The sequence below is a fragment of the Pseudomonas sp. AB6 genome, from assembly GCF_034314105.1.
In the GTDB taxonomy this organism is placed as follows: Bacteria; Pseudomonadota; Gammaproteobacteria; order Pseudomonadales; family Pseudomonadaceae; genus Aquipseudomonas.
In genome coordinates this window covers 4621538-4633336 of the sequence record NZ_JAVIWJ010000001.1, presented here as the reverse complement: position 1 = coordinate 4633336, position 11799 = coordinate 4621538, and the positions used below count along the sequence as shown (strand labels likewise).

Sequence of the window (11799 nt, the reverse complement as noted above, 5' to 3'; positions counted from 1 at the left end):
ATCTTACCTGTTTACATTTACAAGCTCTGGCGCGAAACCGGCCAGTATCAGTAACACCGGCAAGCACTCGGCGAAGCCCTGAAAACTGTGGTCGCCGCCCGCCTGAATGCGCAAAGCACAGGCTCGGTAAAACGTCTGAGCGCGGCGGTAGTCAAGGGTTTCATCCCCGGTTTGCAGCCATACCTGAAAACGCTGCGGGTCTTGCGGAGGCAGTACTTCCAGCTCGGCCAAGGCCGTCACATGATCGTGGGTCAGTTCCCAGCTTTCGCCGCTGTACAGGTTCTGCTGGGTGCCGAGTAAACCGTCGAACAATCGATGCGGGTTGACCGCTGGATTGATCAGTACGGCCTTGAGGCCATGGCGCTCAGCCAAGTGAGTCGCATAGTAGCCGCCGAGGGAGCTGCCGACCAGCAGTGGCCGACCCAGTTCGGCAATTGCAGCGTCAAGCTGGGCGATGGCCTCACGCGGATGATGATGAAGTGCAGGCACGCGCAGCTGTGCGGCAAGTCCCAGCTTGTGCATCAACGCTGATAACTGACTGGCTTTTTTCGACAGCGGCGAGCTGTTCAAACCGTGGATATACAACAGTGTGGAGGGTTCGCCGGTCATAATCGCTCCTGTAAACAATTGATCACACGTAAAGACGCGGAGTTTACAGGGACAATCGCCCGATGACTCACTCTCAGACATTTCCCGCTAAATTAAGGAGAAGTCGCTCAATAACCTTCGCCGCTGTAGTCCACCTCGAAATCCAGCCCCTCCACCCGGGAAACCCCTGTATCGAGTCGGCCATCGGCATACAAGCGCAACCAGCGATAACCCGGCGCTGTCGTGTCGACCTTAAATTCGACACTGCCCGGCGCGAACTGTATGCAGGTCGAGGGCGATGCCAGCAAGCGCGCGCCGTTACGCAATTGATCGTATTCCTGATGAACGTGCCCCCACAGCACCGCACGCACGTGGGGGAATCGATCAAGCACCGCAAACAGCTTCTCAGGATTACGCAGGCCAATGGGGTCCATCCACTGACAGCCAATGGGAACCGGATTGTGGTGCAGGCACACCAGATGATGGCGTTCCGGCGCTTCGCTCAATGAGCGGGCCAGCAATTGCAGTTGCGCGTCCTGCAAAAAACCGGGTACTGAGCCGGGGACGGCGGAATCCAGCAAGGTAATGCGCCAATGGCCGAGATCGATGATCGGCTCCAGATACTCACTGTGACGGGCGGCCTCAGCCATCTCCGGTAGCTCGTCGTGATTACCGGGAATCCAGCGAGTGGGTGCCGAAATTTGCGCACTGACCTGACGAAACGCCTCGTAAGACTCAACGCTCCCGTCTTGGGACAAATCACCCGTGGCTATTAGCAAATCAACAGCCGGTTGTTCGGCCAAGACACGCTCGATCACGGCATTCAGGCTGTCGCGGGTCTTCATGCCCAGCAGCTTGTCGTCCGCGTCGGCAAATAGGTGGCTGTCGGACAGTTGGACTACTAGCACCGACGATGCTGGATGGGATGCGCTCGGCAAAGGCCGTCTCCTTAAAGCGAAGTCAGGCGATTATGGTCGTAAGCGCACGGGTCGGCAAACCTTGGGGTGGCGAATGGGTCACATCATGGGTAAGCCGATGGCTCGTATCGGTCATAGATCATTGTGCGTGCGCTCCGGCAGTTATCAAAACTAGTCACGACCAAACTTGGCATACGCTGCAAGTCCACACATAACCAATAGCAGCCCCCAACCAGCCCACTGCATAACAATCAGTTGGCGCTTCAGACTGGCGGGGAAATTCTTAAGATCCTCGGCGCTAACCGCCCCCCTCCGAAGAGCCATACCAGGCGTGACCATCATCCCCATTATTAACCCAAAGACATGCATCCGCCCCCAAGGACCCGCGTGTATCAAAAACCTGCGAATCATAACTATCGGACTATTCTTCATGTGGCCCAACATCAGGTCCATTTTGGTGTAGGCGAGATACATCGCTATGGCGATCCAAATGAAAATACCTCCAAAATCAATCAGGCCAACACAGAGGAAGATTTTGTCAGCGGTACTCACGCTCATTTACTGACCTCGTAAATCACTTCGCTTATCGCTTCAATGCGGTTGATGAGGGCGAGTAAGTAACCGCAAAAGCTAGCCACGGCCGAACTTAGCATACGCTGCAAGTCCACACATAATCAATATCAGTCCCCAATTAACCCACTGCATAACAATTAGTTTACGTTTCAGATCGGCGGGAAAATTCTTCAGATCCTCGGCACTAACGACTCCCTTCCGGAGCGCTATACCATGAATGACCATCAGCCCCATTATTAACCCAAAGACATGAAGCCGCCCCCATAAACCCGCACGTATCAAAAACACGCGAATCATAACTATTGAACTATTCCTCATATGACCCAGCATCAGATCCATTTTGGTGTAAGCGAGATGCGACGCTATTCCAAGCCAAACGAAAATACCTCCAAAATTTACTAGGCCCACACAAAGAAAAATTTTGTCAGCGGTACTCACATTCATTTATTGACCTCGTAAATCACTTCGCCTAGCGCTTCACCAGTCATTCCACCAAAATACCCTCCGGCGAAAGACCCTCCCCCCACTACCACAAGACCACATACAAGTGTTCCCACCCCAGCAGTCGGAACCCCGATAGCAAAGCAGATCGCTCCAGTTCCGACGGCGCTTAAAACTCCGCCTGCGACAAAACCGCCCGCAGCCCCGCCGATAAAACCCCCTGCCTCCGTAAACTTCACCTTCTCACACGCCTCAGCATCCCCCGCACGGCATACATCCTGCACTTTCATATAAGAAGCCCCGCCGCCAATAGCGGTGCCCACCCAACCACCGTAATTTATGTACTTGGAGGCCTTGGCCACTTTGGCCAGATGAGTGGCATATCCAGGGTTCATGTCATGGGCACCGGCCCGGCCCCAGCGATGCACCAAACTACGGCTGGAAATACCCAGGGCGGTTTTCAGTTTCGGGTGGTCAGGGTAGTCGATGGTATGTTTGGTCAGTTTGGTGAGATGGGTGTCGAGTTGAGCAAACAGTTCTTTGCGTTCAGCAAAGAACTCGGGGGATCGCAGGTGCCCGTGTTGGTTGAAGGTGCGCTTGTGCAGGTCTTCTATGGCTTCCAGGATTTCTCCTACCGCGTCTATGTTGTCCTTGTAAACCGCCGCGGCCATGCTGGTCCCAATAGAGCCGTACTTGATTAAAGACTCGATTTCGTCGCGGTGGCGAACCATGAAGTCGGCTTCTTCAGGACTAAGATCCTCCAACGCCATATTCACCACTTTTGCCGCGTCCATCAGGCGCGCTTCTTCCTCAGTGCATTGTCCATTATTGGGATCACTGAGCACGATCATTTGCCCGGCTTTTATCTGATCCAACCCAGGGTTTAGGATCCTGAATTTAGCAATGACCGCAGAACTGGCTGAGGTGAACAACTGCGCTTCCAGTCGTTCAACCGTGGTGCTTCTGGGGACAATATAGAACCCGGGGTCGTGCAGTTCGATGGGTTCTGATTGCAGCTCTGGAGGAAAAAGCCTGTAACGTTTATAAATGGACGTCGGGACGGGCAGGTGCAGGGTTGCCAGGGTCTTTTCATTGCTTACCTTGAGATGTTGAGCAAAGACATATCGCAGTAAGCGTTCAGGATCAGGTCGCATAACCGGTTGGATGAGCCGTGGCACTGGAATGCGTTTGACGCTGTTGCTTATGGCACGCTGGCGATCACGCGCCAACGCCTGCGATTGACTCGCGAGACTGCGGTGCTCTTTCAATAGGGCGTCTATGCCCTGGGTGGGGGTTTTACGACCGAGTTCAACGTCATCAATAATACGCTTGGCGTAATAGGACACTTCCCGAATAAACCACACGCGCCCATTACCTTGATCAAGGTGTCGGGCGCTAACACTAATGGCTTGTCCTTGCAGTTGTCCTGCTGCTTGGTGGACATCCCAGATATCATCACGGCTGGCGCTCATCGTTATTCACCCCAAAAGCTATAGCCGCTGGTAGCCGCTTTGAGGTTCGTGTAATTAATCTCACGGTAACGAAAAGCGACTTGTTCTCGCATTTCACCGTCAGATTGAAAAATCACATCGGGCATATCCTGCGTCAGGTCGACAATGAGTCCGCCCTTGATCGATATCGAATAAAATTTCTCCTGCGTGCCCGAGGCAGCTGTTTGATAAAAATCAAACGTGCAGTCTAGCTCCTCTCTTCGGGTCAGGGCTTGTTCCAATAAAGGCGAAGATTTATCAACATATTTGGAGATAATGATAGGGCCATGAGTTGACTGGTTGTTATTTTCAAAATTGGCCAGGTTACGAGTATAAGAAAGCACCATTATTTCGTCGGTATGCGCTAACTGGTGTTTGTTGCCGATCGACTCTTTACTGGAGCAGCCTGCCGAAATCAATCCTTGAGCCTTGCCGGTAATCGTCATGTATGCAGGGTTAGCCATAATTACCTCTCCTTTTGATTGGAGGGTAGTTTATTGGAAAGTGAACCCGGCAGGCTGTAGGACGCGTCTGAAAATCAAGCGATAACAAATAGACTCAGATTTATATCACATCGACTTTCAGCACTATGTTGGGCAATTCTTCGTACGGTGTTGCGCAACTTATTGCGCAACTCAAGAACCCACTTATAAAAATGGAAACTCTCAACGCACCACTTCAAACTCATGCCCACACGCCAAACAATGACTCAGCCACTCACCCAAAAACAAGTTGAGTTGAGCCTTTTCATCCGGCTGGTGCATCGCTTCATTGGGATACGGGTAGATGCCACGAAAACGGCGGGCATGTTCGGCGCCGATGACTTCGGCCATGCGCGCGTCGTGATACACCTGAACTTCCAGCTTGGGCACCGGCAGCCATGGCAGGCTGTGCTCCTGGCGGACCTGTAAGGTGGTGGTGTAAGGACAATCCAGCAGGACTTCCACCGCCAACACGCCGAGCATTTGATCGCCCTGGGTAACCGCGACCCGGCGCGAACGTTGTTGATTGCGCATGTCCGGGAGCAACCGCATCAAGCGCGCATAGTTGGCCTCGCAGGCGGCTTGCAGCCCGACGAGGTCAACCCGGTAGCGCTCGCGCACAAGTCTCACGACCATAGCCCCCTGATTTCAGTTCGGTTCAATGCCAGCCATTGCAAAGCAATAAGCGTAGCGGCATTAAAAATTCGTCCATCGTTTATGGCTTTTAGGGCATCGTCAAATGCCCACACCGATACGCGAATATCTTCACCTTCCGCTTCCAGACCGTGCAAGCCACCCGCCCCTTCACTGTCACAATGCCCCAAGTACAAGTGAACGTATTCACTGCTGCCACCCGGGGAAGGAAAGTACTTGGTAATCGGCACCATTTCGCTGAAGACCAGACCAGCTTCCTCTTCTGCCTCGCGGTGGGCAACCTCTTCCGGCTGCTCATCCTTGTCGATCAGCCCGGCGACCAATTCAATCAGCCAGGGATTGTCGATTTTGCCCAGAACACCCACGCGAAACTGCTCGATCAACACCACTTTGTCGCGCTTGGCGTCGTAGGGCAGCACGCACACCGCATCATGGCGAACGAACAATTCACGACTGATTTCCTTGCTCATGCCCCCGTTGAACAGCTCGTGGCGCAGGTGTACGCGGTCCAGGCGGTAAAACCCCTGATAGCAATTTTCGCGTCGAGTAATCTCTACCGCCGAAGGGACGGAGTTGTTCGTGTCAGTCATAAGTTTCTCGCTACAGAGCCTGAACCGGCTTCGCAACATCCTAACGCGCCCTACCGCCAGATGCAGCCCCCCAACACTGCCATTGAAGCAACCAAGGTAGACTGCTTGCCCGCAGACGACTTCAGGTTAGCGTAGTGGCGAACTGATCGAGCCGCTTGCAGTCCAAGCACGTCGACCCGTCTTTTTTGTTTTTGCCAAGGATCACCATGTCATTGTTGAGGATCACTACACTGGCTTGCTTCGCACTGGCGCTGGGCGCCTGCCAAAGCTTGTTTCAACCCAACTACAACTCACCGCTGGAAGCACAGCGTGACGCCTCGGAACAGATCAAACCGGGCTGCGCAACGCCAGACTGCCCGTTGGTGAATGTCGACACCGTGCATTTTCCTGACGAACCGAACCTGGACAGCCTGATCCAGAACACCTTGCTGCAGATGGCCCGCAATACACCGGGGGCTACGCCATTACCGGCATCGCTCAAAGCCTATGAACAGCAATTCCTGCAGCAAGCACCGAACAGTACCAACAGCTATTTGCAGGCCAAAGTACGTGAGCAGCATGACGGTCTGGTGATCATCGAACTGTCCAGCTATTTGGAAAACGGCAATGAACATGGCACGCCGGGGCGCGCGTTCATCAACTATTCCCGCCCGCTGCACAAAGCCCTGACGCTACAAGACATGTTGTTGCCCGGTCAGGAAGAGGCGTTCTGGTTAACGGCGCAGCAAGCGCATAAAGAATGGATGATCAACAACAAAGTCGCTCAAGATCCCGCGTTCGTGCACGCTTGGACGTTTCAGAAAACGCCAAACGTCGCACTGACGTATGGCGGGGTCATCCTCAAATATGGCGTAACTACGATAGCGCCGTACGACATGGGCCACATTGAGCTGAAGATGTCTTACCTCCAGCTCAATGGCATCCTCAAGCCGGAGCTGTTCCCGCGCCGCGGTTAAATACGCGACCCAGCAGCAATTGCAGCACGCCAGACACCACCAGCGCTGGCAGTGTTGCACCCACATTTGGGTAGAGATTCGCCAACAGGTGATAAGTGCTGACGCCGCCCAACCACGCCAACAGGCTCATTCCACGCAAACCAAGGGTGGCGGTCGGTAGGTTGCGACGGCGCAGAATGAAGTGATCAACCAATACCACGCCGAACAACGGCGCGAATACCGAGCCAATCAGCAGCAAGAAATTCTGATACTGCGCCAACGGCGCCAAACAGGCGATCAATGTGCAAATCACACCAATGCCCAACGCCAGGTGTTCGACCTTGATCCGCAACAGAATTCCGCTGGAGACCGCCGCCGAGTGAATATCGGCGAAAGCGTTTTCCGATTCGTCGATCAGAATCAGCAGCAGCGGAATGCCCATCCCGGCGCCAGCCAAGGCAAGCAACAGCGGACTCATTTCACCACTTGGCGCGAAGGCCAAGGTGTAGGCGACGCCCAAGCTCATCAGCCAGAAATTACCGATGAAGAAACCCAACGCAGTACCACCGAACACGCCTCTGGCGCGCTTGCCGAAACGTGAGTAGTCGGCAATCAACGGCAGCCAAGACAGTGGCATGGCGATTGCGATGTCGAAACCGACGGCAAACGGCATCGTCCCGTCACCGGCATGCGCCCACAGCGCGGTCAGATCGGTCTTGGTCAACAGGTTCCAGGTAAGCCACACACACGACGCCAGCAAAAGCCAAATGCCCCACTTACGCAGCACCTTGCGGACGAAGGTCAATGGTCCGCTGACGGCCAGAAAGGTCGCCAGCGCACCGAAAATTACGGTCCAGACCAGTGGATTCGCCCACAAGCTGCCTTCGGCAGATGCCCGCGCACCCAACAAACTAGCGGCGTCGCGCATCACAATGATCTCGAAAGCGCCCCAGCCAATCAGTTGCGCCAGGTTCAATATCGCCGGCAGCGATGCGCCGTGAGTGCCCAGGCTGAGCTTAAGCGCCGCCATGGCTGAAAGTCCGGTGTCGCTGCCAATCACGCCAACGGCCGCCAGCAGCAATACGCCAACCAGCGTACCGAGAAAAATAGCCAGCATCGAACCCGACATGCCCAGCCCCGGCGCCAACAACGCACCGGTTTGGAGGACCATCAGGCCGATGCCGAGGGAAAACCACAGGGAAAACAGATCTCGGCCGCCGAACACACGCTTGCCCAGAGGCACAGGAATGTCGGGAGAGTAGGTGTTGGATGCAATAGTCACGGGTGTGATCTCGGAGGAGCGGTTTATCCAAAACCTGTAGGAGCCAACACGCTGGCTCATACAGGGGATTTTTCATCGGTTCAAATCAAACCTTCTTATACAACTGACTACCTTCCTGCTTGAAGCGCTCGGCCTGCTCGCGCAAACCTTCCTGCACGGCAGCATCCACGGTGTCGATCTTTTGGTTAGCCGCATAGATGCGGACTTCCTGAGTGATCTTCATCGAGCAGAACTTCGGCCCGCACATGGAGCAGAAGTGCGCGACTTTAGCCGAGTCCTTCGGTAGGGTTTCGTCGTGATACGAGCGTGCGGTGTCGGGGTCGAGACCCAGGTTGAACTGGTCTTCCCAACGGAATTCAAACCGTGCCTTGCTTAAGGCGTTGTCGCGAATTTGGGCACCGGGGTGTCCTTTGGCCAAGTCCGCCGCATGGGCCGCGATTTTGTAGGTGATGATCCCGGTTTTGACGTCATCCTTGTTTGGCAGGCCCAAGTGTTCCTTCGGCGTGACGTAGCAGAGCATCGCGCAACCGAACCAGCCAATCATGGCCGCGCCGATACCCGACGTGATGTGGTCGTAGCCAGGCGCGATATCTGTGGTCAGCGGCCCGAGGGTGTAGAACGGCGCCTCGTCACAGCACTCCAACTGCTTGTCCATGTTCTCTTTGATCAACTGCATCGGCACGTGGCCTGGGCCTTCGATCATGGTTTGTACGTCATGCTTCCAGGCGATTTTGGTCAGCTCGCCAAGGGTTTCCAGCTCGCCGAATTGTGCTGCGTCGTTAGCGTCGGCAATCGAACCCGGACGCAGGCCATCGCCCAGCGAGAAGCTGACGTCATAGGCCTTCATGATTTCGCAGATGTCTTCGAAATGCGTGTACAGGAAGTTTTCCTGGTGATGCGCCAAGCACCACTTGGCCATGATTGAGCCGCCACGGCTAACAATACCGGTGACGCGCTTGGCGGTCAGCGGTACGTAGCGCAACAGCACGCCGGCATGAATAGTGAAGTAGTCGACGCCCTGCTCGGCTTGCTCAATCAGCGTGTCGCGGAATAATTCCCAGGTCAGGTCTTCGGCCGCGCCATCGACTTTTTCCAGCGCCTGATAAATCGGCACGGTACCAATTGGCACTGGTGAGTTGCGGATTATCCATTCGCGGGTTTCGTGAATGTGCTTGCCGGTGGACAAGTCCATGACCGTGTCCGAACCCCAGCGGATGCCCCAGGTCAGCTTGGCCACTTCCTCTTCGATCGAAGAGCCCAGTGCGCTGTTGCCGATGTTGCCGTTGATTTTCACCAGGAAGTTGCGGCCGATGATCATCGGCTCCAACTCAACGTGGTTGATGTTGGCCGGAATGATGGCGCGACCGCGGGCGATTTCGTCACGGACGAATTCAGCGGTGATGTGTTTCGGAACGCTGGCCCCGAAGCTGTGACCGGCGTGTTGCTGAGTCAGCAGACCCGCCGCGTGGGCTTCCTGCAGCTTCATGTTTTCACGAATGGCGACGTATTCCATCTCGGCAGTAATGATGCCCTGACGCGCATAGTGCATCTGGCTGACGTTGGCACCGGCTTTAGCCCGACGCGGGTTGCGTACATGGGCGAAGCGCAGTTTGGTCAGTTCGGCATCGCTGAGGCGCTGTTGGCCAAAGTTAGAACTCAAACCCGACAGGCGCTCGGTGTCGTCGCGCGAGTCTATCCACGGCGAACGAATGTCAGCCAAGCCTTTGCGCACGTCAATAATCACGTTGGGGTCGGTGTAGGGGCCTGAGGTGTCATAGATGACCACGGGCGCATTAATCTCGCCGCCGAAATCGGTCGGTGTTATGTCAAGGCTGACTTCACGCATCGGCACCAGAATGTCTGGGCGCGACCCTTGAACGTAGATTTTTTGCGAACGGGTGAACGGCTGAACTGATCCTGAATCGACTTGGGCCGACTCACTCAAGTTAGCGGTGTTTTTTGATTTTGTACTCATCACAGGCACTCCAGACATCATCCAGCGGCGGATTTATTGTCGGAGTGAAACCTGAAAGGCACGGGTGCACCAAGAACGGTGCTGAGCATAGAAAGGAAGCGCTGCTGCTCATTTCATGAACAATAGACCCCGGACGATACTCAAGAGGACTCGCCGGGAGACGAGAAATCTTGTTCCCTACGCAGGCGCTAACCTGATCAGGTTCAACGGGATCCGGATTAACCGATCTCAGCCTCATAGCAAGGCACCCCGACAAGAACGTCGCCAGTCTAGTGCAAGAGATGGGCAGAACGCCAATAACGTTGAATATCACTCGATAAATGGCTGATATGCAGGATTGTTGCGAACTACACCGGGCACTACACTCGCTACGCGAATTATTACTCTCTCTAGGAAACGCCTCATGCTGCGCAAACTTTCACTGGCTCTCGCCGTGTCTTGTGCTTCCAATGGAATGGTCTGGGCCGTTGACGTGCCTTTGCCGACCAAGACGGGCTTGGTCAACGTCTACCAGGAGGCTGTGGATAACAATTCAGACCTGGCCGCTGCCCGCGCTGACTACCAGGCTCGCAAAGAAATCGTGCCTCAGGCGCGGGCTGGCCTGCTACCGAACTTGTCGGCAGGTGCTAACGTTCAAACCACCCGCACCCAAATCGACCAGCCTTCGACAAACTTCACCCGTAGCGGCACGGTGTATCAGGCCACCTTGAGCCAACCGATCTTTCGGGCGGACCGCTGGTACCAGTTTCAAGCAGCCAAGGACGTCAATGAGCAAGCGGTGTTGGAGCTTTCTGCCACTGAGCAAAACCTGATTTTGCAAAGCGCTCAAGACTACTTTACGGTCTTGCGTACCGAAGACAATCTGGCGTCTACCAAGGCCGAAGAAGCGGCGTTCAAACGTCAGCTAGATCAGTCCAATGAGCGTTTCGATGTCGGCCTTTCAGACAAGACCGACGTGCTGCAGGCGCAAGCCAGCTATGACACAGCACGAGCCAACCGCATCGTTGCTAAACGACAGGTAGACAATGCCTTCGAAGCACTGGTGACATTAACCAACCGCGAGTACAACTCCATCGAAGGCATCGTGCATACGCTGCCGGTGCTTGCGCCGACTCCAAATGACGCAAAAGCGTGGGTCGACACGGCCTCGCAACAGAATCTGAATCTGCTCGCCAGCAACTACGCAGTGACGGCTGCAGAAGAAACCCTGCGCCAGCGCAAGGCCGGTCACGCTCCCACCCTCGATGCGGTAGCAAGTTATAAGCGCGGTGATAATGATGCGTTCGGTTTCAGCAATCCGAACTTTACCGGCCAGAACTATGGCGGCAACGTTGAGCAGCGCAGCGTCGGTGTAGAACTGAACATTCCGATCTACAGCGGCGGATTGATCAGTTCCCAAGTGCGAGAAGCTTACGCACGGCTAAACCAGAGCGAACAACGTCGTGAAAGCCTGCGCCGTCAGGTTGTGGAGAACACCCGAAACCTGCACCGCGCGGTGAACACCGATGTTGAGCAAGTTCAGGCGCGCAAGCAGTCGATCATCTCCAACCAGAGTGCGCTGCAAGCCACTGAAATCGGTTATCAGGTGGGCACCCGCAACATCGTCGACGTGCTTGACGCCCAACGTCAGCTCTACAGTTCAGTGCGCGATTACAACAACACGCGCTACGACTACATTCTCGACAACCTGCGTTTGAAACAGGCAGCAGGCACTTTGAACCCTGGAGATTTGCAGGATTTGTCGCGCTACTTGAAAGCTGACTACAACCCGGACAAAGACTTCCTGCCGCCCGACTTGGCTACAGAAGCGGCGAAAAACTTTCAAAAGCCTACGCAGAAGTGATTGGCTGAATGACGTGCTGGTGTGCCCAA

General features: G+C 55.0%; 11 protein-coding genes and 1 riboswitch. Of the genes, 2 read left to right on the top strand and 9 right to left on the bottom strand.

The features are described 5' to 3' along the window. Positions 1-3: 3 nt before the first annotated feature. The 7 genes from RGW60_RS21625 to RGW60_RS21595 all read right to left on the bottom strand — a co-directional run bounded on the left by RGW60_RS21625 (position 4) and on the right by RGW60_RS21595 (position 5735). Positions 4-609: a YqiA/YcfP family alpha/beta fold hydrolase gene (locus RGW60_RS21625; RefSeq protein WP_322206525.1), complete on the bottom strand. Its 606-nt coding sequence runs from the start codon at positions 607-609 to the stop codon at positions 4-6. A gap of 107 nt (positions 610-716) precedes the next feature. Beyond that, complete coding sequence (gene cpdA, locus RGW60_RS21620; RefSeq protein WP_322206524.1) at positions 717-1526, bottom strand: 3',5'-cyclic-AMP phosphodiesterase; 810 nt, start codon at positions 1524-1526, stop codon at positions 717-719. A 150-nt stretch (positions 1527-1676) separates the two neighbouring features. Then, positions 1677-2063: a hypothetical protein gene (locus tag RGW60_RS21615; protein WP_322206523.1), complete on the bottom strand. Its 387-nt coding sequence runs from the start codon at positions 2061-2063 to the stop codon at positions 1677-1679. 455 nt (positions 2064-2518) lie between these two features. Beyond that, positions 2519-3991 carry a hypothetical protein gene (locus RGW60_RS21610; RefSeq protein ID WP_322206522.1) on the bottom strand — a complete coding sequence of 491 codons (1473 nt, stop codon included), beginning with the start codon at positions 3989-3991 and terminating at the stop codon, positions 2519-2521. A 2-nt stretch (positions 3992-3993) separates the two neighbouring features. Then, positions 3994-4473 (bottom strand): Hcp family type VI secretion system effector, encoded by a 480-nt coding sequence (locus RGW60_RS21605; protein ID WP_322206521.1) that lies wholly within the window; start codon positions 4471-4473, stop codon positions 3994-3996. A 201-nt stretch (positions 4474-4674) separates the two neighbouring features. Continuing rightward, positions 4675-5127: a DUF1249 domain-containing protein gene (locus RGW60_RS21600; protein ID WP_322167351.1), complete on the bottom strand. Its 453-nt coding sequence runs from the start codon at positions 5125-5127 to the stop codon at positions 4675-4677. Beyond that, positions 5118-5735: an NUDIX domain-containing protein gene (locus RGW60_RS21595; protein WP_322206520.1), complete on the bottom strand. Its 618-nt coding sequence runs from the start codon at positions 5733-5735 to the stop codon at positions 5118-5120. The genes RGW60_RS21600 and RGW60_RS21595 overlap by 10 nt, the downstream gene beginning before the upstream one ends. 206 nt (positions 5736-5941) lie before the next feature. On the opposite strand from RGW60_RS21595, the gene RGW60_RS21590 reads away from it, so the two are divergent. Further along, positions 5942-6691 carry a DUF3298 domain-containing protein gene (locus RGW60_RS21590; protein WP_322206519.1) on the top strand — a complete coding sequence of 250 codons (750 nt, stop codon included), beginning with the start codon at positions 5942-5944 and terminating at the stop codon, positions 6689-6691. Here the strand turns inward: RGW60_RS21590 and cytX are convergent. Further along, positions 6660-7952 (bottom strand): putative hydroxymethylpyrimidine transporter CytX, encoded by a 1293-nt coding sequence (cytX, locus tag RGW60_RS21585; RefSeq protein ID WP_322206518.1) that lies wholly within the window; start codon positions 7950-7952, stop codon positions 6660-6662. The genes RGW60_RS21590 and cytX overlap by 32 nt on opposite strands. 85 nt (positions 7953-8037) lie before the next feature. Beyond that, the gene (thiC, locus tag RGW60_RS21580) at positions 8038-9927 is read right to left on the bottom strand and encodes a phosphomethylpyrimidine synthase ThiC (RefSeq protein ID WP_322206517.1); all 1890 of its coding nucleotides are present in this window, start codon (positions 9925-9927) and stop codon (positions 8038-8040) included. 157 nt (positions 9928-10084) lie between these two features. After that, positions 10085-10189, bottom strand: a riboswitch (TPP riboswitch). Positions 10190-10330: 141 nt separating this feature from the next. Between thiC and RGW60_RS21575 the strand changes: the two genes are divergently transcribed. Then, complete coding sequence (locus tag RGW60_RS21575) at positions 10331-11770, top strand: TolC family outer membrane protein (RefSeq protein WP_322206516.1); 1440 nt, start codon at positions 10331-10333, stop codon at positions 11768-11770. Positions 11771-11799: the final 29 nt, after the last annotated feature.